Here is a 21215-nt window from a genome sequence, read left to right on the forward strand (position 1 = left end):
TTCGTGGCGCGCCGCCAGCAGCCGGGCCTGCTCGCCGCGGCCGCTGGCCTCGCCGACGGCCGCCAGCCAGCGCGACGTCGCCTCGCGGCCGATCGGCGGTGGCGTCGCCACCGAGGGCACGCCGTAGCCCTCGGCCAGCAGCGCGGCGGCATAAGCGCCGTCGTCGCCGTCGAGCGCGACCGACAGCCGCGCCGTCGCCAGCCGCTCCAGTTCGGCCAGCGCCAGCGCGTGCGGGAAACCGACCGAAGCCAGGCCCAGTTCGCCCAGCAGCCCGCCGGCGGCGACCAGATCGACGGCCGCGGTGGCGCCGCCCAGCAGCAGCGCATGGTTGCCACGTTCCCGCGGCCGCGGCGGCAGCAGCTGGCGCAGCAGCGCGTGCAGCGCGACGTCGCGCCCGGTGCCCGAGAGCTTGGAGCGGAAACCGTCGCAGCCGACCGCGAACACCGGAATGCCGAGTTCGTCGCGCAGCTCGGCGACGGTGCTTTCGATGTCGTCGTTGTTGATCGCGACCACCGGCGTCGCCACGACCGCGATCGCCTGCGGCGCGTGCGCCGCGTGCAGCGCCCGCACGCTACGCGCCAGCCGCGCCTCGCCGCCGAGGATGGAGTCGCGCTGGTCCAGCCCGCTCGACGCCCAGGCGGCGCGTGCGCCGCGCAGCGCGGTGGCGCAGCCGGCGGGGCCGTGCACGACGATGCCCAGCCCCGAGACGCCGGCCAGCAGCGCCAGCGCCGCCTGCAGGTCGCTCGCGTGGTCGTGGCTGAAGCTGCGCAGGCGCTGCGCCGGCGCGCCGGCAACGCTCTCGCGCGCCAGCGCCGCCAGCGTGCCGTGGAAGGCGCCGATCGCGCCCAGGCGCTTCTCGCGCACCGGGGCGACGCGGGCGCGCAACCAGTCGTCCACCGCGGCGCCGCTCAAGCCGCCGCCACGGCGGGTTCGGCCGCGCCGTCGCGCAGCAGCAGGTCGCCCCAGTCGCGTGCCCACTGGCGCAGCTCGGCCGGCGCCATCGGCTTGGGGATCACGGAGCTGCGGTCCTCGACGATGCTGCGTGCCAGCGCCCGGTAGACCTCGGCCTGCGGCGAGGCCGGCGCGGCCTCGATGACGGTCTTGCCGCAGAGTTCGGCCTGCGCCACAGCGGTCGAGCGTGGCACGTGGTCGACGATGCGGGTGCCGGTGCGCGCCGCGAAGTCGTCGATCAGCGGGCGCGAGAAACCGGGCAGGATGCTGTTGGCGATGACGCCGCCCAGGCGCGCGCCGCCCGACGGCGCGTACTTGTTGATCGCGCGGAACAGGTTGTTGGCCGCGTACACCGCCATGAAGTCGGCCGACGAGACGACGTAGACCCGTTCGGTCAGGCCTTCGCGGATCGGCACCGCGAAGCCGCCGCAGACGACGTCGCCGAGCACGTCGTAGAGCACGACGTCGGGCTTGAACTCGTCGAACAGGTGCAGCTCGTGCAGCAGCGCGATCGCGGCGTTGATGCCGCGGCCGGCGCAGCCGACGCCGGGCACCGGGCCGCCAGCCTCGACGCAGACGACGCCGCGGTAGCCGATGGCCGAGATGTTCTCCAGGCGCACGTTGGCGCCGTCGCGGGTGCGGTCGAGCACGGTCTCGAGCCAGGCGCCGCCGCGCAGCGTATTGGTCGAGTCGCTCTTCGGGTCGCAGCCGATCTGGACCACGCGGTAGCCGGCTTCGGCCAGTGCCGCCGCGATGTTGGACGTGGTCGTCGACTTGCCGATGCCGCCTTTGCCGTAGATCGCCAGGTGCTGGGTACGCGTGCTCATTCAGGCTGCTCCACGCGGCACCGGGAGGGGCCACGACAGCCGCATCGTCGCCAGCGCGCCGCGCCCGGACAACGAAGCAAACGGCATGAGCATTCAGCGTGCGCGAATGCACGCCCCGCCCGGCGGCAGGAGCCGGCTACACGGCCCAGCGCAGCGGCGCGCTCGGCGACGGCACCGGCGCCGTCGCTGCCGGCCCGCCGAGCACACGCCGCAGCACCCGCTCTTCCAGCGCGGCGAAGGCGGCGTCGCCGCGCGAACGCGGCCGCGGCAGCCGGATCGGCTCGTCGAGCGCGACGCGCCCGTCCTCGATCAGGATCACGCGGTCGGCCATCGCCACCGCTTCGGAGACGTCGTGCGTCACCAGCAGTGCGCTGAAGCCGTGTTCGCGCCAGACCTGCTCGATCAACTGCTGCATCTCGATGCGCGTGAGCGCATCCAGCGCCCCCAGCGGTTCGTCCAGCAGCAGCAGCCGCGGCCGGTGCACCAGCGCACGTGCCAGCGCCACGCGCTGGCGCTGGCCGCCCGACAGCACCGCCGGCCAGTCGCCGCCGCGTTCGGCCAGGCCGACCTGGGCCAGCGCGCGGCGCGCGCGCTCCTGCGCGTCCGGGCCTTCGAGGCCGAGCGCGATGTTGTCGATGACACGTTTCCAGGGCAGCAGGCGCGCGTCCTGGAACATGATGCGCAGGTCGGCGCGGCGGCTGCGCAAAGTCGAGCCGTCCAGCGCCAGCTCGCCGGCCGTCGCCGTGTCCAGCCCGGCGACCAGGCGCAGCAGCGTGCTCTTGCCGCAGCCGCTGCGGCCGACGATGGCGACGAACTCGCCCGGCTCCAGCACCAGGTCGATGCCGTCGAGCACGACACGCTCGCCGAAGGCCTTGCCCAGGCCGCGCGCCTGCACCGCCAGGCCGGCCGCGCCGCCGGGCCAGGGCGGTGCGTCCAGCTGCTCGCGAAACTGGCGCAGCGCCGGCGACAGGCCGGCGTAATGCAGGCTGCGGGCTTCGAGTTCGCTCATCAGCATCGTCATTCCTTTTTTCAGGCCGCGGCCGGGACCTGGTAGCCGGGGTGCCAGCGCAGCCACCACTGCTCCAGCGCCTTGGCCAGCACGTCGGCCAGCTTGCCCAGCAGCGCGTACAGCAGGATGCCGACCAGCACGACGTCGGTCTGCAGGAACTCGCGTGCGTTCATCGTCAGGTAGCCGATGCCGGCCTGGGCCGAGATCGTTTCGGCGACGATCAGCAGCACCCACATCAGCCCGAGCGAAAAACGCAGGCCGACGAGGATGGACGGCAGCGCGCCCGGCAGGATCACGTGGCGGTACAGCGCCCAGCCCGACAGGCCGTAGCTGCGCGCCATCTCGATCAGCCCCTTGTCCACCGAGCGGATGCCGTGGAAGGTGTTGAGGTAGATCGGGAAGAACACGCCGACGGCGACGAGGAAGAGCTTGGCCGTCTCGTCGATGCCGAACCACAGGATGACGAGCGGGATCAGCGCCAGCGCCGGGATGTTGCGCAGCATCTGGAAGCTGGTGTCCAGCAGCGTCTCGAAGAAGCGGAAGCTGCCGGTCAGCAGGCCCAGCACCAGCCCGAGCCCGCCGCCGATCGCCAGCCCGGCGAGCGCGCGCCCGCTGCTGATCGCGACGTGGTGCAGCAGCTCGCCCGAGCGCAGCAGCGTGGCCAGCGCCGTGACCACCGCCCAGGGTTCGGGCAGCACGCGGCTGGACAGCCAGCCGGCGCGCGAGGCGATCTCCCAGCCCAGCAGCAGCAGCACCGGCAGCAGCCAGGGCAGCGCGCGCTGCAGCAGGCCGGCGCGCCAGCCCGGTTTCGGCCCGGCGCTCATCGCTGCGCCGCCCGCGGGGCGTAGCTGTTGGCGACGATCTCGCCGAAAGGCCCGGTCACCGCGGGTGCGGCCAGGCCTTCGCGCGTGGCCAGCGGCAGCAGCGGGAACACCAGCTCGGCGAAGCGGTGCGCTTCTTCCAGGTGCGGGTAGCCGGACAGCACGAAGGTGTCGAGCCCGAGCGCGGCGTACTCCTGGATGCGTTCGGCCACCTGCTGCGGGTTGCCGACGAGCGCGGTGCCGGCGCCGCCCCGCACCAGGCCGACGCCGGCCCAGAGGTTGGGCGCGATCTCCAGCCCGTCGCGGATGTCGGCGCGGTTGAAGCGGCCGCGGTGCAGCTCGGCCATGCGGCGCTGGCCGACCGAGTCCATCTGCGCGTACCTGGCCTGCGCCGCGGCGATGGTCTCGTCGTCGAGTTCGGACACCAGTTCGGCGGCGGCACGCCAGGCTTCGTCCTCGGTCTCGCGCACGATGACGTGCAGCCGGATGCCAAACCCGAGGCTGCGGCCGTGGCGCGCGGCGCGCTGGCGCACGTCGGCCACCTTGGCGGCCACGGCCGCCGGCGGCTCGCCCCAGGTGAGGTAGGTGTCGACCTGCTCGGCGGCGAGCGCATGCGCCGCGTCCGACGAGCCGCCGAAGAACACCGGCGGGTACGGCCGCTGCAGCGGCGGGTACAGCAGCCGCGCACCCTTGACGCGCAGATGCCGGCCTTCGTAGTAGAAGCTGCCGCCGTCGTGGCTGCGCGCCAGGATTTCGCGCCAGATGCGGATGAACTCGGCCGACTCCTCGTAGCGCGCGGCGTGGTCCAGGAACTGGCCGTCGCCGGCCAGCTCCTCGGCGTCGCCACCGGTGACGAGGTTGACCAGCAGGCGCCCGCCGGAGAGCCGGTCCAGCGTCGCCGCCATGCGTGCCGACTGCGCCGGCTGCACCAGCCCGGGCCGCAGCGCGACCAGGAACTTGAGCCGCCGCGTCGCGTCGACCAGGCTGGCGGCGACGATCCACGAGTCCTCGCACGAGCGCCCGGTCGGGATCAGCACGCCTTCGTAGCCCAGGCTGTCGGCGGCGACGGCGATCTGCTTGAAGTAGGCGTGGTCGGCGACGCGTGCGCCCTTGCTCGTGCCGAGGTAGCGCGAGTCGCCGTGGGTGGGGATGAACCAGAGGATCTTCATCGCCGCCTCCGTCAGCCGGTGGCCGCGCCGGGCAGCGCGTCGAGGATGCGCAGCGGCCGCGGCAGCAGCTTCAGCTCGAAGAAGGTGTCGGCGATCTTCTGCTGCTCGGCGGCGATGGCCGGCGTCAGCGGCTGCACGCCCAGCGGGTAGCGGCGCAGGCTGAGTTCGACGACCTCGACGTCCAGGCCCTGCAGCGGCGCGATGCGCTCGGCCGCCTGGCGCAGGTTGGCCCTGACCCAGCGGCCCTGCTCGCCGAGGTCCTCGAACAGCGCCTGGATCACCTGCGGATGGCGCTGGGCGTAACCCCGTTCGGCGAGGTAGAAGAGGTAGTTGTTGACGACGCCGCGGCCGTCGGCGAGCTGGCGCGCGCCGGCCTGCTTCTCGACGGCGGCCAGGAACGGGTCCCAGATCGCCCAGGCGTCGATCGCGCCGCGCTCGAAGGCCGCACGCGCGTCGGCCGGCGGCAGGAAGACGGGCTGGATGTCGGCGTAGGACAGGCCGTGTTTCTGCAGCAGCCGCACGAGCAGGTAGTGCACGTTGCTGCCTTTGTTCAGCGCGACCTTGCGGCCCTTCAGCTCGGCGACGCTGCGCAGCGGCGAGTCCTTGGGCACGACCAGCGCCTCGGCCTGCGGCGCCGCCGGGTCGTAGCCGATGTAGACGAACTGCGCGCCGGCGGCCTGGGCGAAGATCGGTGGCGCCTCGCCGACGTAGCCGACGTCGATCGCGCCGACGTTCAGGCCCTCCAGCAGCTGCGGCCCGGCCGGGAACTCCACCCACTTGACCGCCACGCCCAGCGGCGCCAGCCGCTTCTCCAGCGAGCCGGCGGACTTCTGCAGCACGAACAGGCTCGCCGACTTCTGGAAACCGACGCGCAGCTCGGGCCGGGCCTGCGCGACCGCCGCCAGCGGGTGCGCGGCCGCAGCCGCGAGCAGCGCGCCGCTGCGGCCCAGCCAGCGGCGTCGGGTGAAGGACGGTGGAAGTTTCATGGCGTGATCCGAGTCAAGCTGAAACACACCTTAAGGACCGCAGCGGGCCGGTCCAAACAATGCTTGCGCCTATCGATATGCGCCGGCGGCCGGGCGCGGCCGGGGCGGCGCGAAGCAGCAGCCGTCGTCGTGGCCGGCGCGCTCGTGGGCTGCCGCGCCCTGGTGCTGGCGGCGTGCCCGCTGGCGCACGCCGTGCACCCAGCGGTGGGCCAGCGGCAGCGGCCCGAAACCGGAGTCGGCGTTGATGTGCCCGGCCCGGCCGAGGTCGACGAAGCGGCTGTGCCACAGCCCGGCCCAGCGCGCAGCCTCGGGGGCCGACAGCCAGGGGTCGTTCTGGCTGGCGACGAGCGTGGTCTGGAACGGCAGCGGCGCCTGCGGCAGCAGCCCGGCGATGCCGAAACGCTCCGGCGCCGCCGGCGCGACCAGCAGCGCCGCCTCGATCGGCAGCTCGGGGTGCAGCTGCGCCAGCCGCGCGATCGCCAGGCAGCCGAAGCTGTGTGCGGCGACCACCCAGCGCGCGCCGTGCTGCGGCTCGATCGTCGCCGCCACGCGCCGCGCCCAGCGCTCGACGTCGCCCCGGGCCCAGTCGTCCTGGCGCACACGCAGCGCGCCGCGGTGCAGCGACTCGAGCCAGGTCTGCCAGTGCGCCGGCCCGCTGTCGTGCAGGCCGGGCACTACGAGCAGGCGCAAGCGCTCGTTGTTCGAGGCGCAGCTCATCGTCAGAGCGCCGCGATCGCCACTTCGCTCGCCTTGACGAGCGCGATGACCTCCCGGCCAGGCGCCAGGCCGAGCTCCTTCACCGAGCGCGTCGTGATCACCGAGCTGACGACGAGGCCGGACGGCGTCTCGACCTCGACTTCGGAGACCACCGGGCCTTCGATGATCTCGCGGACCCGGCCGCGGAACTGGTTGCGCACGTTGATCGACTGGATGCTCATGTCCCTGCCGCCGCTGAAGCCCTCGTTGCCCGCCACTGTGCAGGCCGCCGAGCGAGCGTGAAACGAATGAATCTGCGGGCCTTCATGCGCCGACCGAATGCCGCCCGCCGCGGCGTTTCAGGGCCGGGGCGGCTGCCAGACGACGTCGGCGACCTGGATGCGGCGCGGGATGATGCCCAGCGCCAGAAAGCTGTCGGCCAGCTGCTGCTGCTGCGCCACGTGGGCCGGCGTCACCGGGCCGAAGCTGAACTCGGCGCGGTCGAAAGCCGCCTCCCAGGTCTTCTGGTCTATGCCGGTGGCTTCGGCCGCGACCGTCGCCAGTTCCTCGCGGCGCTGGCCGGCGCGCCGCGTCAGCTTGCCGATCTCGTCGAGCACCGCCGCCAGCACGACCGGGTAGCGGGTCGCGAAGTCACGCGAGGCCAGGAAGTAGGAGGCGCTGGCCAGGCGCTTGTCCGAGGTGTCGGCGATGACACGCGCCTTGTAGTGGCGCTCGGCGATCGCGTAGTACGGGTCCCAGACGACCCAGGCGTCGAGCTTGCCGCCGTTGAAGGCCGCGGTGGCGTCGGCCGGCGACAGGTACAGCGGCTCGACGTCCTTCAGCGTCAGCCCGGCCAGCGCCAGCGCCTTGATGGCGACGTTGTGCGCGCTCGAACCCTTGCCGAAGGCGATGCGCTTGCCCTTCAGGTCGGCCAGCGTGCGGATGCTGGAATCGGCGGGCACCAGCACCGCGTGCTGCGACGAGGGCGTGGCGGCGACGTAGACCAGCGGCGAGCCGCCGGCCTGGGCGAAGATCGGCGGCGTGTCGCCGACCGAACCGAGGTCGACCGCGCCGGCACCCATGGCCTCGAGCATCGGCGGGCCGAACGAGAACTCGACCCACTTGACGCTGGCCACACCCAGCGTCTTCAGGCGCTGCTCGACGACCTGCTGCCGGCGCGCCAGCACCAGCGTCGCCGCGCCCTTCTGGAAGCCGATGCGCACTTCGGCGGGCAGGGCTTGTGCGCCGGCGGGCCGCGCGGCCCCCGCGGCGGCGGCGGCGGTCGCGAGCAGCAACTGGCGTCTGGAGAGAGTCGGCATCGGGCGCCTTCTTTTCGGTTCAGCTTCGATCGCCGGCAGGCTAGGCAGCGGCGGGCGCGGCGTCGACTGCGATTTCCGACGACCGATATGTCGGCGCCCGCATGTGCTCATAGCAGCGTCTTCGTTGGCCGGCAGCGGGCCGCTTCCTAGAGTCGGCGCCACCGCCTTCGTCCGAGGAAACCGATGCTCCGCCGCTCCCGCACCGTCGTCCCGGCCGCGCTGCTCGCCGCCGGCCTCTGGCCGCTGGCCGCACACGCGACCAACGGCTACTTCTCGCACGGCTACGGCGTGCGCTCCGAAGCCGTCGCCGGCGTCGGCATCGCGCTGCCGCAGGACGGCCTGACAGGAGCCACCAACCCGGCCGGCACGGCTTTCCTGGCCAGCCGGCTGGACCTGGGGCTCAACCTCTTTCGCCCCAGCCGCGGCGCGAGCATCGAAGGCAACGGCGCCGGCCTGGACGGCCGCTACGACGGCAACGGCCGCAAGCTGTTCGCGATTCCCGAGATCGGCTACGTGCGCCCGCTCGACGACAGCCTGAGCCTGGGCCTGGCCGTCTACGGCAACGGCGGCATGAACACCCAGTACGACCACAGCCCCTTCGCCGCCTTCGGTGTGGCCGGGCGCTCGGGCGTCAACCTGGAACAGCTCTTCATCTCGCCGTCCGTCGCCTGGCGCGCGACGCCGACGCACACCTTCGGCGCCGCGCTCAACCTCGCCTACCAGCGCTTCTCGGCCGACGGGCTGAGCCCGTTCACGACGGCGTCGGCGTCGCCCGCCCACGTCAGCGACCGCGGCACCGACACCAGCACCGGCGCCGGCCTGCGCCTGGGCTGGATCTGGCAGCCCGACGCGCAGTGGCGGCTGGGCGCCACCTGGTCGTCCAGGATCTCCGGGCGCTTCGACAAGTACAAGGGGCTGTTCGCCGACGGCGGCAGCTTCGACATCCCGGCCAACTGGGGCCTGGGGGTCGCGTTCGAACCCGCCGCCGGCTGGACGCTGGCCGCCGACTACCAGGTGATCGAATACGGCGGCGTCAAGGCCGTGGCCAACCCGCTGTCGCGGCTGGCCGCGGGGCAGCCGCTGGGCTCGGACGACGGCCCCGGTTTCGGCTGGCGCGACGTCAAGGTCGTCAAGCTGGGCCTGCTGCACCAGTGGAGCCCCGCGCTCACGCTGCGCGCCGGCCTCAGCCACGCGACGCAGGCGGTGCCGGCGGGCGAGACCTTCTTCAACATCCTCGCGCCCGGCGTCGTGCAGAACCACCTGACGGCCGGCTTCAGCTGGAAGACCGGCACGCGCTCCGAATGGAGCGCGTTCTACGCCCGCGCCTTCAAGAAGACGGTGCGCGGCGAAGGCTCGATCCCCGCCGGCTTCGGCGGCGGCGAAGCCGACGTGCACCTGAAGGAAGACATACTCGGCGCGTCCTGGAGCTGGAACTTCTGAAGTCCATGAGTACCACGTTCACGCCGCTGGCGTCGCTGTTCGGCGGCGTGCTGATCGGCACCGCCGTCGTGCTGACCTTGTTCGTGCTCGGCCGCCTGGCCGGCGTCAGCGGCATCACCCAGCGCACGCTGGCCGGCCCCGAGGCCGGCGAGACGGCCGCCGCGTGGAGCTGGCGCCCGGCCTTCCTGCTCGGCCTGGTGGCCGGCGGCGCCCTCGTCGCCTGGCTGGCGCCTAGCGCGGTGCCGGCCTCGCCCTCGGGTCTGTCGACGGCCGCGGTCCTCGTCGCCGGCCTGCTGGTCGGCTGGGGCACGGCGCAGGCCCAGGGCTGCACCAGCGGCCACGGCATCTGCGGCCTGGCGCGGCTGGCACCGCGCTCGCTGGTGGCGACACCGGTCTTCATGCTCGCCGGCGCAGCCACGGTCTGGGTGCTGCGCCACGGCCTGGGGGTGTGGTGAGCGCGGCACTGCGCATTGCTGCCGGCGCGCTGACCGGCACGCTGTTCGGCGCCGGCCTGGGCATCTCGGGCATGAACGACCCGCACAAGGTGCTGGCCTTCCTCGACGTCGCTGGCGCCTGGGACCCGAGCCTGGCGCTGGTGATGGCCGGCGCGCTGGCGGTCGCGGTGCCCGGTTTCCGCCTCGTGCTGCGCCGGCCCAGGCCGCTGCTGGACGAGCGCCTGCACCTGCCGACGCGCCGCGACATCGACGCCGCGCTCGTGCTCGGCAGCCTGCTGTTCGGCATCGGCTGGGGCCTGGCCGGCTACTGCCCCGGCCCGGCCATCGCCAACCTCGCGACCGGCAATGCCGAGGTCTGGTTCTTCGTGCCGGCGATGCTCGCCGGCGGCTGGCTGCAGCGCTGGTGGCAGCGCCGCCGGGCGGCGCCGGCGGCGGCCACGGCCGCTCAGAAGAAGTCGTAGCGCACGGTGGCGCCGACGCTGCGCGGCTGCCCGGCCGACGCGTAGTAGGCGTTGTTGCCCATCGAGGTCAGGCCCAGGTAGTAGTGCTTGTCGAGCGCGTTGCGCACCCACAGCGACAGGTCCCAGCCGCCACGATCGGCCGCAGCCACGCGCCAGCCCGCCGCCAGGTTGACCAGCGCGTACGACGGGATGCGTGAGTAGACCGAGTTGTTCAGGTCGCCGTAGGTCGACGAGCGCCAGGCGTAGTTGGCGTTGGCGTAGAACTCGACGCCGTCGTCGACGAAGTGCCGGTACTGGCTGCCGAGGTTGAGCGTCCATTTGGGCGCGCCGTTGACCTCGTTGCCGGCGATGCTCTGCGCGCCCCGGCCGTAACCGCCGTTGAACACCTCGAACGGCGTCGGGCCGGTTCCGTTGTCGAAGGTGGCACGCGTGTAGGCGCCGTTCAGGCTCAGCGCCAGCGCCCGTGTCAGCTGGCCCTTCAGGTCGAACTCCAGGCCCTTGCTGGTGACGTCGCCGACGTTGCTCAGCACCTGCAGGAAGCCGTTGAGCGGAGCGTAGAACTGCGTCGTCACCGCCTGGTAGTCGCGCACCTTGGTGACGAAGAGGTTGGCGTTGAGCTGCAACCGGTTGTCCAGCAGCTTGCTCTTGAAGCCGATCTCCAGGTTGTTCGCCTTCTCGGGTTCGATCGTGATCGCGTCGGTGCCGAAGGCCGAGCCCGGCGAGGCCACGCTGTTGACGTTGTAGCCGCCCGACTTCTCGCCGTGCGACAGCGTGCCGTAGACCAGCGTGCGCGCCGACCAGTGCGTGCTGGCGGTGAGCAGCGCCGCGACGCTGTTGTCGCGGCGCTCGAGTTCGCCCGAGTCCCAGGCCGCGAAGATCGGATAGGCAGCGTACGGCGACGCCGTCTCCAGGTCGTTCTGGCGCACCCGTCCCTGCTTCTTCTCGGTCGTCGCGCGCAGGCCGCTGGTCAGGTCGACGCCCGACTGCAGGTGCAGCGTGCCCTGGCCGAACAACGCCAGGCTCTCGGTCTTGGCCTCGCCACGGCCGGTCAGCGCGTTGTTCGACGGGTAGCCGCCGCCGGTGAGCGCGGTCGCATAAGGCCCGGTGTCGTAGCGGTTCAGGCTGTAGATGTCCTGGTAGTAGTAGTAGGCGCCGACGACGTAGTCGAAACGTTCGTCGCCGGGCGAAGCCAGGCGGATCTCCTGCGAGAACTGCTTCTCGCGCGTCGTGAAGCCGCCGGTGATGCCGGCCAGCGGCGTGGCGTCGATGTCGTTCTTCGGGTCGAAGCGCCAGTTGCGCCAGGCCGTGATCGACGTCAGCCGGTGCGTGCCCAGGCGCCAGTTGGCTTCGGCCGACAGCGCGTTCTGCTCGGCGTTGGCCTGCTGCGCGTCGTTCAGCGCGACCTCGTAGCGGTGGGGGTCGGTGACCAGCGGGCTGGCGCCCTGCAACTGCGCCCACGCGGGATAGGTCGTGTAGTTGCTCTGGCTGTTGAACGGCCCGCGGTTCAGCGGCCCGAAGGCGTAGGGCACCAGCGTGCCGGTGCTGGAACGCTCCCGGTTGTGCTCGGCGATCAGGCGCAGGCTGAAGGCTTCGTCGGGCTTGAGCAGGACCTGGGTGCGCAGGCCGCGGCGGTTGATTTCGCTGAGTGTCTCGTCGCGCGCGACGTTGTCGACCCAGCCGTCGTCGTGGGTGCCGTAGGCCGAGACCCGGAAGGCCACGCTGTCCGACAGCGGCCCCGAGTAGGACGCCTTCAGCTGCCGGTAGCGGCGGTTGCCCAGCGAGGCCTCGACAGCGGCCTCGGGCTCGAAGCTGGGCGAACGCGTCGTGATGTTCAGCACCCCGGCGGTGGTGTTCTTGCCGAACAGCGTGCCCTGCGGGCCGCGCAGCAGGTCGATCTGCTCGACGTCGAGCAGGTCGAACACCGCCTGCCCCGGCCGGCCGAGGAAGACGTTGTCCAGGTAGATGCCGGCGCTGCCTTCCAGGCCTTCGTTGGCGGTGTTGTTGCCGATGCCGCGCACCGAGATGCTGGACTGACGCGCGTGCAGGAACTGCGCCGTGACGTTGGGCAGCGCCTGTTGCAGGTCCTGCACCTGGTACAGGCGCTGCGCCTCCAGGTCGCGCGCGCTCAGCACGCTGATCGGCGCCGGCACCTCCTGCGCGTCCTCACTGCGCCGGCGCGCGGTGACGGTGATCGACTCGACGCCGACCGGCTCGTCGGCACGGCGGCCCGCGGCGGCGACGAGTTCGTCGGCTTTCGCCGGCTCGGTGCCGGTGCCGCCGGCAGTCTGGGCAGCGGCCGGCCAGGCCGACGCGACCAGCATCGCGCCGACAGCCAGGGACAGGGAACGGTGAGCGCTCATGACGGTGATGGTGGTTGGAGTGGGGAAGCGGGAAGCGGGAGCGCGCCGCGGCCGGCACGCGGCGCGGCCGGCTGCAGCGCGGCGAGGTCGCGCCGGTAGTGGCGCAGCGCGGCGGCCAGCGCGAGGACCTGGGCGCTGCCGGCGGCCAGCAGCACCAGCAGCAGCGCCTGCGACAGCCCGAGGCGGTCGGACAGCGCGCCGACGAGCAGCGGCCCGGGCACCGAGCCCAGCAGGTGCACGGCGACCACCGAACAGGTGCCGGAGAAGGCGCGCAGCGCAGGTGGCACCAGTTCCTGCGTCAGCGCCAGCGGGCCGGTGCCGCCGCTGGAGCCGACGAAGGCGCCGAGCACGATCAGCGTGTACTGCGCCGGCAGGCCGTCGGCGACGGTGAAAGCCGCCAGGTAGCACAGCGTCGCGAAGCTGCCGGCTGCGATCGGCCAGACCAGCTTGGCGGCCTCGTCGCGCCGGTTCCAGCGGTCCATCAGCCAGCCGCCCAGCGGCACGCCCAGGATGGGCAAGAGCAGCACGCCGCCGGCCAGCAGCGAGGCGCTCGTGCCCGGCAGGCCGTGCTGGCGCTCCAGCCACGACGGCAGGAAGAACAGCAGCGGCACCCACTGCAGCGCCGCCAGCGCGCCGCCCAGGTAGGCCAGACGCAGCGCGGGCAGCCGCAGGATCGCCAGGCGCGAGCCCATCGCGGCACCGGCCGCAGGCCGTGGCTCGACCCAGTCGCGCCCGCGCAGCAGCCACAGCGCGACGACCAGGCCGGGAAAGGCGACGAAACCGAGCGCGTGCTGCCAGCCCCAATGGGTGGCGATGAAGCCGCCGAGCACGACGCCGGCCGCCATGCCGATCGGCTGCGCCGCCGAGAACACGCCCAGCGCGAACTGGCGCCGGCGCCTCGGGAAGGCGCTCGAGATCCAGGCGTACGAGGCCGGCGCGTAGCCGGCCTCGCCGACGCCGACGAGCGCGCGGCTGGCCAGCAGCTGGCCAACGTTTTGCGCGAAGGCACCGGCGGCCGAGGCCAGGCTCCACAGCACACCCATGGCCGCGGCGCTGCGCACGCGGCCGAGGCGCCCGACCAGCGCCGCCGCCGGGAACGCGAACAGCACCATGCCCAGCGTCAGGATCGAGCCCAGCAGCCCGGCGGTGGTGTCGCTGATCTGCCAGTCGGCGCGGATCGCCGGCAGCAGCGCGGCCAGCACCATGCGGTCGGCGAAGTCGAAGACCATCAGCAGGCACAGCCCGGCGAAGGTGGCGACGGTGCCGCGGCGGCCGAAGCGGTAACCGCTGTCCGCCGGCTCGGCGCCGTCCTGAGGGCTCACTGGCGCACCCTCCGGCCTGTCGGCCGGTCCCGCCAGGCGGGAATGAGCCCCGGACAAGTCCTGAGGGCTGACTGGGGCACCCTCCGGCCTGTCGGCCGGTCCCGCCAGGCGGGAATGAGCCCCGGACAAGTCCTGGGGGCTGACTGGCGCACCCTCCGGCCTGTCGGCCGGTCCCGCCAGGCGGGAATGAGCCCCGGACAAGTCCTGCGGGCTCATGCGTAACGGCTCGGCGGCCGCGCCAGCCCCAGGTGCTCGCGCAGCGTGCGGCCGCTGTATTCGGTGCGGAACAGGCCGCGGCGCTGCAGTTCGGGGATCACCTGCTCGACGAAGTCGCGCAGGCCCTGCGGCAGCGTCGGCGGCAGCACGTTGAAGCCGTCGGCGGCTTCCTGGGTGAACCAGGCCTCGAGCTCGTCGGCGATGTGCTGCGCCGTGCCCCAGAGCACGCGGTGGCCGCGCGCGCCGGCCACGCGCTGGTAGACCTGGCGCAGCGTCAACTGCTCGCGCCGCGCCATGTCGACGAAGAGCTGCACCCGGCTCTGCCAGCCCTCGCCGGCCGAGACCTCGGGGAACGGCGCGTCCAGCGGGTGGCGGCTCAGGTCGATGTTGCCGATCAGCGCCGACAGCAGCCCGATGCCGACCACCGGGTCGATCAGCGACTGCAGCTGCTCGAACTTCTCGCGCGCCTCGGACTCGCTGGCGCCGACGATGGGCAGCACGCCGGGCAGGACCTTCAGCGCCGTGCGCGGCCGGCCGTGGCGCTCCAGCCTGTCCTTCAGGCTGCGGTAGAAGCGCTGGCCGTCGGCGAGCGTCTGCTGCGCCGTGAAGACGACTTCGGCGGTGGCCGCGGCGAGTTCCTGGCCGTCGTCTGAGGAACCCGCCTGGATCAGCACCGGATACCCCTGCGGCGGGCGCGCCGACTGCAGCGCGGCACGCACCCGGAAATACTCTCCGCGGTGCTCGAGAAAATTCAGCTTGGCGGCGTCGAAGTAGTTTCCAGCGGTTTTGTCGAAGAGATACGGATCGTCGCCGAAACTGTCCCACAGGCCTTTCACGACCTCGACGTATTCACGCGCCCGGCGATACCGCTCGGCATGCGCCACCTGCTGCTCGAGGCCGAAGGCACGGGCCTCCCAGTCGGTGCCCGAGGTCACCAGGTTCCAGCCGGCGCGGCCCGCGCTCAGGTGGTCCAGCGACGCGAACTTGCGCGCCAGGTGGAACGGCGCCAGATAGGTGGTCGACACCGTGGCGACGAGGCCGATGCGCTCGGTGGCGCCGGCCAGCGCCGCGAGCAGCGTCAGCGGCTCGAAGGCATAGGGCAGCGCGCCCTTGGCGAGCAGCTCGGGCGGGCCTTCGGGAAAACCGACGGTGTCGGCGAAGAAGATCGCGTCGAACTTGCCGCGCTCGGCCAGCCGGGCCTGTTCGCGATAGGCCTCGAAACGCGTCGCGGCGGCCGGGTCGACGTCGGGGTGGCGCCACGCGGCGAGGTGGTGGCCGACGCCCTGGAGAAATGCACCGAGATGCAGCTGCCGATTTTCCTGAGCCATACCGGAGTCGTCATTCATGATTTACCGGCGAAGGCTAAGGAATTAACCCCCGGGGCCCAACGAAGGAAAATCGCCGGCCTTATCCGCGAGCGGCATGTCGGCCGCCGCCGGCGGCTTTCAGGCCGGCTGCGGGCGCAGGATCGCGATCGGCCCGCGGATCGCATCCATGACACGCGCCGCCGGCTCGCCGAGCGCGACCAGGCGCGCCATCGCGTTCAGGTAGGGCGCGGCATGGCGGAAGTAGCGGCGGTAGGCCGGGCAGAGGTAGTTCAGCCCGGGCTCGCCGTCGGCCGAGGTCACGAAGCGGTTCTTCGGGCACTCGCCGTGGCAGGCCTGCAGCCAGGGGCAGCGGCGGCACTCGGCCGGCAGCGCCGACTTGGCCTGGCCGAAAGCCTGCTGCTGCGGCGCCGCGGCCAGCTCGCGCACGTCGGCGTCGAGCAGGCTGCCGAGCCGGTGCGTCGGGTAGACGTAGTGGTCGCAGGAATAGACCGAGCCGTCGTGTTCGACGACGAGCGCGCGGCCGCAGTCGGCGGCGAACAGGCAGACGGTGGCCGGCAGCCCCATGAACGCGGCCAGCGCCCACTCGAAGTTCATCACGTGCACCCGGCCGACGTCGCGCCGCACCCAGCGGTCGAAGACCGAGACCAGGAACTCGCCGTAGACGGCGGCATCGACGGTGTCGGGCGTGGTCTCGAGCGACTGCGGCGCACGCGCGCCGCCGGGCGGCTGGGCGAAAGCGAGCCCGACGCCGCGTTCGGCCAGCGTCGGCCGGCGCTCGACGACCGGGTTGAACTGCAGATGCGTGAAACCCTGGGCGACGAAGAACTCGTAGACCTCGGCCGGCCGGCGCGAGACGGCGTCGCTGACGGTGGCGAGCACGTTGAAGGGCACGCCGTGGGCGCGCAGCCGGGTTATGCCGGCCATCACGCGCGCGAAGCTGCCCCGGCCCTGCTTGTCCACGCGTGCGGCGTCGTGCACGTCTTCGGGGCCGTCCAGGCTGACGCCGATCTCGAAGCCGGCTTCGGCGAAGAAGGCGCACCAGGCGTCGTCGAGCAGCACGCCGTTGGTCTGCAGCGTGTTGCGCACGCGCCGGCCGCCGGCACGTTCACGCTGCAGGGCGACGGCCTGGCGGTAGAAAGCCAGGCCGCGCAGCAGCGGCTCGCCGCCCTGCCAGGTGAAGAGCAGCTCGGGCCCGGGTGTGGCCCGGATCGTCTGCTCGACATAGGCACGCAGCACCTCGGGCGCCATCAGGAAACGTTCGCCGGGCGGGAACAGCCGCTCCTTCTCGAGATAGAAGCAGTAGCGGCAGTCGAGGTTGCACAGCGGCCCGGCGGGCTTGGCCATCAGGTGCACGGCGGAGGCGACGCTCATCGCGCCGCCCCCGCCGGGCGCCGGCCTGGCGCGGCGCTCACTGCGGGTAGCGCACGGTGACCTTGTCCAGCCGGCCGTCGAAGGCGAACGGCGGCGCATAAGCGGGCGTCACCGCCGTCTGCAGGTCGCGGCCGACGTCGAAGCTCTCGTCGTAGCTGAAGTAGGCCAGGCCGAATGTCAGCGGCACCGTACCTTCGCCGATGCGGCGCTCGCCAGCGAAGAGCTGCACCTGGGCCTTGTCGCGCGCCAGCGTGCGGAAGACCAGGCGCAGCCGGTTCGGGCCGGCGGCCAGCGGCTCGCTGGACACCGTGCTGACGGCGCGGCCGTTGGTCTGCGCGTAGTGCAGGCGCCCACCCTGCACGTAGAGGCTGCCACCGCCGAAACGCCCGCCGTTGGCCAGCAGCACGCCTTGCGCGCCGCGTTCGGGGATCACGACCTCGGCGACGATTTCGAAGGCGCCCGTGGCGACGTTGGGCGCGGTGCTGGAGAACAGCGGGTCGATGCCGGGCAGCAGCTCGATCGTGCGGCGCGCACCGAAGACGCTGTGGCGCGACGCGAAGTCGGTGAACAGCGTGTCCTTCAGCGGGTAGACCTGGTACTTGCGCGCCTCGCTGTCGAACAGCGCCTTCAGCTCGGCGAGCCGGGCCGGTTCACGCGCCGCGAGGTCCTCGAGTTCGGTCGGGTCGCGGCCGAGGTCGTAGAGCTCCCAGCGGTCCTGCTCGAAAGGCGTGCCGGGCTCGTGCAGCGTCGAGGCCTTCCAGCCTTCGGCGTAGATCGCACGCGTGCCGTTGATCTCGAAGTACTGCACCCGGTGCGGCGACGGCGCCCGGCGGTCGGCGACGCTGGCGGCCAGGCTGACGCCTTCGAACGGCGCCTGCTCGACGCCGGCGATCACCTTCGGCGCGGGCACCTGCGCCAGCTCCAGCGTCGTCGGCAGCAGGTCGATGACGTGGCCGAACTGCTCGCGCACGCCGCCGCGCTCGCGCAGGCCGGGGGCGACGAGGATCAGCGGGTTGCGCGTGCCGCCTTCGGCGTTGGCGTCCTGCTTCCACTGGCGGTAGGGCGTGTTCGTCGCCTGCGCCCAGCCCAGCGGGTAGTTGGGCGAAGTCGTCTTCGAGCCGATCTCGTCGATGCGCGCCAGCTCCTCGGCGATGCCGGGAGCGGGTGCCAGCAGGCTGCCCAGGCCGCTGATCGTGCCGGCGTCGGTGCCTTCCTTGCTGGCGCCGTTGTCGCCGACGACGATGGCGAAGACGGTGTTGTCGAACTGGCCGCTGCGCTTGAGGAAGTCGACGAGGCGGCCGATCTCGGCATCGGTGTACGACAGGAAACCGGCGTAGGTCTCGAAGTAGCGCGCGTAGAGCTTCTTCTGGTCGGCGCCGAGCGTGTCCCAGGCCGGGACGCGCGGGTTGCGCGGCGGCAGCCTGGCCTGCGCCGGCACCACGCCCAGCTGGCGCTGACGCGCGAAGGTGCGTTCGCGGTAGTCGTCCCAGCCGGCGTCGAAGCGGCCCTTGTAGTGGCTGATCCACTCCGGCGCCACCTGGTGCGGCGCGTGCGTGGCACCGGGGGCGTAGTAGAGGAAGAAGGGCTGGTCGGGGCGCAGCGTCTTGGCGTTGGCGACGTAGCGGATGGCGCGGTCGGTCAGGATCTCGTTGAGGTGGCGGCCGCGCAGCTCGAGGTCGGCGACGTGGGTGTCCTCGACCAGCTGCGGCGCCCACTGGTCGGTCTCGCCGTAAAGGAAGCCGAAGTAGCGCTCGAAACCCTTGCCGGTGGGCCAGCCGGTGAACGGGCCGGCGGCGCTGGCTTCGGCCACCGGCGCTAGGTGCCACTTGCCGACGGCGATGGTGCTGTAGCCGGCGCTGCGCAGCACCTCGGCGACGGTGCCCTTGTTCGGCGGGATGCGGCCGTTGTAGCCGGGCTGGTCATTGGCGGTCTCGGGGAAGAGGCCCAGGCCGACGCTGTGGTGGTTGCGCCCGGTGAGCAGCGCGGCGCGCGTCGGCGAGCTGATCGCCGTCGTGTGGAAGTTGGTGTAGCGCAGGCCCTGCGCGGCCAGTGCCTCCAGGTTGGGCGTCTCGATCAGGCCGCCGAAGGCGGAGCTGGCGCCGAAGCCGACGTCGTCGAGCAGGATCCAGACGACGTTGGGCGCGCCCGCGCGTTCACCGGGCGACGGAGCCGCGGGAGACGGCGCCGGCGCCGCCTGGGCGGCCGGTGCGGCACCAGCCGCGTTCAGGGCGCCGCCGACGAGCACGGCGGTGTGCAGGATCGTTTTCATGTGGATGGGATCGAGTGGCTGGGCCGCGGGCGCGGGCTCCGGAAGGCGCCGCACGTGGCACGTGCGGTCGGGCGCATCGTCAGGGCTGACGGGGCGTGCCGGAACCTAGATTTCCGTCGATGGATATGAGGGGGCGGGCATAGGCCCTGCCGGACGCCGCATCCGGCAGCGCCGGCTGGAGGCAGCCGACAGGCTGACGCACCGACCACGTCGGCACCTCACGCCTGAGCGTCGACGCCTGGATCGCGAAGGGACGCGCCGTGGAGCTGACCCAGACAAGAAGCGGCATGCGACCGCCCGAGTGGGAGTTCGAACCGGCCATCTGGCCCGCCGTCCCGGAACTGTCCAGGGCGCTTCGAACGACCGAGGGCTGGGCACTGCTGGCTTTCCTCGAGTCGCCGCTTGGCACGCTCGACGGCTTGAACCCGCGGGAGGCACTGGGCCGCGGGCAGCGCGACAGGGTGATGCCGCTTGCAGCGGGCGAGGGCAACTGATGCCTGCGAGTGAAGATTTCTGACCTCGGATACCTGCCCGAGACCCACCTTCCGGAAGGCAGCAGCCTGTTCCGGATCCAGTGGGCCAGGCCCCGCGCGTCCAGCGTCTCCCGTGGCCCGCTCAAGCTGCCCGTCGCCGGCACCGGACACGGCCGCTTCGACCTGACGGCCCACCCCGTGGCCTATCTGGCCGAGTCACCCGAGACCGCCGCAGACGAAACGTTGGCCCGCCGGGAGACCGTTTCGATGTCGATCAGCACGTTGCTCAAGCGCCGCCTCCTCACCCTTCACACGACCCGATCGACCCGCTTGGGCGGCGCCCGTTCGCGACCGCTGTCCCCTGCCTGATGTCCTCCGACCCAACCAATTACTCTGCATTCCGCAAACTCAGCGCAGTTGCAGCGAGCAGCGAGCAGCGAGCAGCGAGCAGCGAGCAGCGAGCAGCGAGCAGCGAGCAGCGAGCAGCGGAGTCAGCATGACGAGAAACGGCGCAAAAAGCACAAATGTCACCGACGCCACCGGCTGATTCCACAAATTACAATAATGCCTACGTTTTTATATGAGCCATCTCGGGCCTGAAAAATGCCAAGACAGACAGCGAAATTGAAATAAATACAAACACAACGATGGCGGCACCCAAGCGTGGTTTTAACGACGGCAGACCGGAGCAAATGCCCACGTTGATTAAACCCAGCAGCCCCCACTGAAGAATAGTAGACCCCAGCGGATGCAAAAAGAGAGGCACCTGCTCAAAGTTATTTGGTGTTGGCGCCTCAATAATGAACAAGAAGGGGAAGAGAGCCCCACCAAGCCAACTCGGCACGGCAAATATCGCAGTCAATGACACACCAAACGGAACAGATAGAAAAACAGCAATTGAGGCCAGGACGTATATAGCCAGCCCCAAGATTGAAGGCCAGAAAAATGCCGAGACCAAAGCAGAGACTGGACGCAAGAACCGCACCATAAGACAGCACCTTTTACGCAATCCATTGGCGAAATCACCATTTTTCCGCGCATCCTTCGCAGGAATATATCAACCAAATATAAATGGCCATCGACAGCATCCAAAGCACCTCATCTTGACAGTGGAAGCATCGATCGAAATTTGGCCCTCTTCGACTTGGGTGGCAACTTATCTCAGCAGCCTCACGCGGTGAGTCAGTGACGTCCACGGGCAAATCCGCCCCTGGCCGCGTGCATCCCGTATTGCTCTCCTTGCCAATTCACCGAGCAGACAAACCATGAATGCTCACGCACAGCTCTAGATGCCTTTCTCGAAGCCTGGCCTCATCAGGATTGCCGCCTGAATGATGAGACGCCGCAGAACATCGCCGCCGAATACTGCGGGATCGCTCGCGACGAAGACAGCCGTGCATTGCAGCGTGATATTGAGCGTTTTCTGAACGGATTAGAGACCGAGGTCGACCTCGACATCATCCCTGCGGCATTCGCGGCCAACGGCGAGGACTTGGTACGGACCATCTACCGACCGCACACACCAGTTAACAAGGCGATGCCGGTGCGCCTGCACGGATTTCAGCACCACCTGATTTGCCGTATGCATGTGTCGGCATCGATAGCGGGCCTTCGTGGCTCGCGGTTAATGGCCGCCACCAGGCGCTCGGTGTTGGGGCGCCCAACGGCAGCACCCGCTGCATAGGCGCCGCCGCACCCGCCCCACATCGTCCAAGCACAGGACACCTCACCCCGCCGAGCCC

At 71.3% G+C, this 21215-nt stretch carries 21 protein-coding genes; 7 read left to right on the plus strand and 14 right to left on the minus strand.

Features of this window, described 5'->3' with window-relative positions; genetic code table 11:
• From CKO43_RS19935 to CKO43_RS19975, 9 genes are all read right to left on the minus strand, one after another.
• On the minus strand, nucleotides 1-897 hold an 897-nt coding region (locus tag CKO43_RS19935), incomplete at its 3' end, for a nitrogenase component 1 (RefSeq protein ID WP_346728321.1).
• An 11-nt stretch (nucleotides 898-908) separates the two neighbouring features.
• Complete coding sequence (locus CKO43_RS19940; protein WP_200379711.1) at nucleotides 909-1778, minus strand: nucleotide-binding protein; 870 nt, start codon at nucleotides 1776-1778, stop codon at nucleotides 909-911.
• Nucleotides 1779-1914: 136 nt separating this feature from the next.
• Nucleotides 1915-2793: an ATP-binding cassette domain-containing protein gene (locus CKO43_RS19945; protein ID WP_200379712.1), complete on the minus strand. Its 879-nt coding sequence runs from the start codon at nucleotides 2791-2793 to the stop codon at nucleotides 1915-1917.
• A gap of 14 nt (nucleotides 2794-2807) precedes the next feature.
• Entirely contained in the window at nucleotides 2808-3611 is an 804-nt protein-coding gene (ssuC, locus tag CKO43_RS19950; RefSeq protein ID WP_200379713.1) for an aliphatic sulfonate ABC transporter permease SsuC, read from the minus strand.
• On the minus strand, nucleotides 3608-4777 hold the full coding sequence (gene ssuD, locus CKO43_RS19955) for an FMNH2-dependent alkanesulfonate monooxygenase (RefSeq protein ID WP_200379714.1): 1170 nt from the start codon (nucleotides 4775-4777) through the stop codon (nucleotides 3608-3610). Before ssuD ends, ssuC begins: the two co-directional genes overlap by 4 nt.
• Nucleotides 4778-4788: 11 nt before the next feature.
• Nucleotides 4789-5763 carry a sulfonate ABC transporter substrate-binding protein gene (locus CKO43_RS19960; RefSeq protein ID WP_200231454.1) on the minus strand — a complete coding sequence of 325 codons (975 nt, stop codon included), beginning with the start codon at nucleotides 5761-5763 and terminating at the stop codon, nucleotides 4789-4791.
• 69 nt (nucleotides 5764-5832) lie between these two features.
• On the minus strand, nucleotides 5833-6480 hold the full coding sequence (locus tag CKO43_RS19965) for an RBBP9/YdeN family alpha/beta hydrolase (RefSeq protein WP_200379715.1): 648 nt from the start codon (nucleotides 6478-6480) through the stop codon (nucleotides 5833-5835).
• A gap of 2 nt (nucleotides 6481-6482) precedes the next feature.
• Nucleotides 6483-6701, minus strand: a complete 219-nt coding sequence (locus CKO43_RS19970) for a TOBE domain-containing protein (protein WP_200231456.1) — start codon at nucleotides 6699-6701, stop codon at nucleotides 6483-6485.
• Nucleotides 6702-6818: 117 nt separating this feature from the next.
• A complete protein-coding gene (locus CKO43_RS19975) occupies nucleotides 6819-7778 on the minus strand; it encodes a sulfonate ABC transporter substrate-binding protein (protein ID WP_200379716.1) in 960 nt (319 codons plus the stop codon).
• Nucleotides 7779-7961: 183 nt separating this feature from the next.
• Between CKO43_RS19975 and CKO43_RS19980 the strand changes: the two genes are divergently transcribed.
• The 3 genes from CKO43_RS19980 to CKO43_RS19990 are packed head-to-tail and all read left to right on the plus strand — an operon-like array spanning nucleotide 7962 to nucleotide 10134.
• Nucleotides 7962-9218, plus strand: coding sequence for an OmpP1/FadL family transporter (locus CKO43_RS19980; RefSeq protein WP_200379717.1), 1257 nt, complete (start codon nucleotides 7962-7964; stop codon nucleotides 9216-9218).
• 5 nt (nucleotides 9219-9223) lie between these two features.
• Nucleotides 9224-9673, plus strand: a complete 450-nt coding sequence (locus CKO43_RS19985; RefSeq protein WP_200379718.1) for a YeeE/YedE family protein — start codon at nucleotides 9224-9226, stop codon at nucleotides 9671-9673.
• Nucleotides 9670-10134: a DUF6691 family protein gene (locus CKO43_RS19990; RefSeq protein WP_200379719.1), complete on the plus strand. Its 465-nt coding sequence runs from the start codon at nucleotides 9670-9672 to the stop codon at nucleotides 10132-10134. The genes CKO43_RS19985 and CKO43_RS19990 overlap by 4 nt, the downstream gene beginning before the upstream one ends.
• Here CKO43_RS19990 and CKO43_RS19995 read toward each other — a convergent pair.
• From CKO43_RS19995 to CKO43_RS20015, 5 genes are all read right to left on the minus strand, one after another.
• A complete protein-coding gene (locus CKO43_RS19995; protein ID WP_200379720.1) occupies nucleotides 10119-12494 on the minus strand; it encodes a TonB-dependent receptor in 2376 nt (791 codons plus the stop codon). The genes CKO43_RS19990 and CKO43_RS19995 overlap by 16 nt on opposite strands.
• Nucleotides 12491-13816, minus strand: coding sequence for an MFS transporter (locus CKO43_RS20000; protein WP_200379721.1), 1326 nt, complete (start codon nucleotides 13814-13816; stop codon nucleotides 12491-12493). Before CKO43_RS20000 ends, CKO43_RS19995 begins: the two co-directional genes overlap by 4 nt.
• Before the next feature lie 212 nt (nucleotides 13817-14028).
• Nucleotides 14029-15360 carry an LLM class flavin-dependent oxidoreductase gene (locus CKO43_RS20005; RefSeq protein WP_200231463.1) on the minus strand — a complete coding sequence of 444 codons (1332 nt, stop codon included), beginning with the start codon at nucleotides 15358-15360 and terminating at the stop codon, nucleotides 14029-14031.
• A gap of 117 nt (nucleotides 15361-15477) precedes the next feature.
• Nucleotides 15478-16731, minus strand: coding sequence for an anaerobic sulfatase maturase (locus tag CKO43_RS20010; protein ID WP_200379722.1), 1254 nt, complete (start codon nucleotides 16729-16731; stop codon nucleotides 15478-15480).
• Between the two features lie 37 nt (nucleotides 16732-16768).
• Nucleotides 16769-19000, minus strand: a complete 2232-nt coding sequence (locus CKO43_RS20015; protein ID WP_200379723.1) for an arylsulfatase — start codon at nucleotides 18998-19000, stop codon at nucleotides 16769-16771.
• 260 nt (nucleotides 19001-19260) lie between these two features.
• Here CKO43_RS20015 and CKO43_RS20020 point away from each other — a divergent pair, with 260 nt between their 5' ends.
• The 4 genes from CKO43_RS20020 (at nucleotide 19261) to CKO43_RS26445 (ending at nucleotide 21157) form a co-directional block, all read left to right on the plus strand.
• Entirely contained in the window at nucleotides 19261-19494 is a 234-nt protein-coding gene (locus CKO43_RS20020) for a hypothetical protein (RefSeq protein WP_200379724.1), read from the plus strand.
• Nucleotides 19495-19503: 9 nt separating this feature from the next.
• A complete protein-coding gene (locus CKO43_RS20025; protein ID WP_200379725.1) occupies nucleotides 19504-19842 on the plus strand; it encodes an RES domain-containing protein in 339 nt (112 codons plus the stop codon).
• A 431-nt stretch (nucleotides 19843-20273) separates the two neighbouring features.
• On the plus strand, nucleotides 20274-20654 hold the full coding sequence (locus CKO43_RS20030; RefSeq protein ID WP_200379726.1) for a hypothetical protein: 381 nt from the start codon (nucleotides 20274-20276) through the stop codon (nucleotides 20652-20654).
• A gap of 41 nt (nucleotides 20655-20695) precedes the next feature.
• Nucleotides 20696-21157, plus strand: a complete 462-nt coding sequence (locus tag CKO43_RS26445) for a contact-dependent growth inhibition system immunity protein (RefSeq protein WP_430699168.1) — start codon at nucleotides 20696-20698, stop codon at nucleotides 21155-21157.
• Nucleotides 21158-21215 lie beyond the last annotated feature (58 nt).

Origin of the sequence: Rubrivivax gelatinosus, assembly GCF_016583785.1 — a bacterium.
In the GTDB taxonomy this organism is placed as follows: Bacteria; Pseudomonadota; Gammaproteobacteria; order Burkholderiales; family Burkholderiaceae_C; genus Rubrivivax; species Rubrivivax gelatinosus_B.

Bases quoted from the DNA above. Each gene is read 5' to 3' on its own strand.
- CKO43_RS19945 (WP_200379712.1), bottom strand. From the start codon at position 2,793: ATGCTGATGAGCGAACTCGAAGCCCGCAGCCTGCATTACGCCGGCCTG.
- CKO43_RS20030 (WP_200379726.1), top strand. From the start codon at position 20,274: ATGAACAAGAAGGGGAAGAGAGCCCCACCAAGCCAACTCGGCACGGCA.
- ssuD (WP_200379714.1), bottom strand. From the start codon at position 4,777: ATGAAGATCCTCTGGTTCATCCCCACCCACGGCGACTCGCGCTACCTC.
- CKO43_RS20005 (WP_200231463.1), bottom strand. From the start codon at position 15,360: ATGGCTCAGGAAAATCGGCAGCTGCATCTCGGTGCATTTCTCCAGGGC.
- CKO43_RS20010 (WP_200379722.1), bottom strand. From the start codon at position 16,731: ATGAGCGTCGCCTCCGCCGTGCACCTGATGGCCAAGCCCGCCGGGCCG.
- ssuC (WP_200379713.1), bottom strand. From the start codon at position 3,611: ATGAGCGCCGGGCCGAAACCGGGCTGGCGCGCCGGCCTGCTGCAGCGC.
- CKO43_RS19940 (WP_200379711.1), bottom strand. From the start codon at position 1,778: ATGAGCACGCGTACCCAGCACCTGGCGATCTACGGCAAAGGCGGCATC.
- CKO43_RS19980 (WP_200379717.1), top strand. From the start codon at position 7,962: ATGCTCCGCCGCTCCCGCACCGTCGTCCCGGCCGCGCTGCTCGCCGCC.
- CKO43_RS19965 (WP_200379715.1), bottom strand. From the start codon at position 6,480: ATGAGCTGCGCCTCGAACAACGAGCGCTTGCGCCTGCTCGTAGTGCCC.
- CKO43_RS19985 (WP_200379718.1), top strand. From the start codon at position 9,224: ATGAGTACCACGTTCACGCCGCTGGCGTCGCTGTTCGGCGGCGTGCTG.
- CKO43_RS20015 (WP_200379723.1), bottom strand. From the start codon at position 19,000: ATGAAAACGATCCTGCACACCGCCGTGCTCGTCGGCGGCGCCCTGAAC.
- CKO43_RS19960 (WP_200231454.1), bottom strand. From the start codon at position 5,763: ATGAAACTTCCACCGTCCTTCACCCGACGCCGCTGGCTGGGCCGCAGC.
- CKO43_RS19975 (WP_200379716.1), bottom strand. From the start codon at position 7,778: ATGCCGACTCTCTCCAGACGCCAGTTGCTGCTCGCGACCGCCGCCGCC.
- CKO43_RS19970 (WP_200231456.1), bottom strand. From the start codon at position 6,701: ATGAGCATCCAGTCGATCAACGTGCGCAACCAGTTCCGCGGCCGGGTC.
- CKO43_RS19995 (WP_200379720.1), bottom strand. From the start codon at position 12,494: ATGAGCGCTCACCGTTCCCTGTCCCTGGCTGTCGGCGCGATGCTGGTC.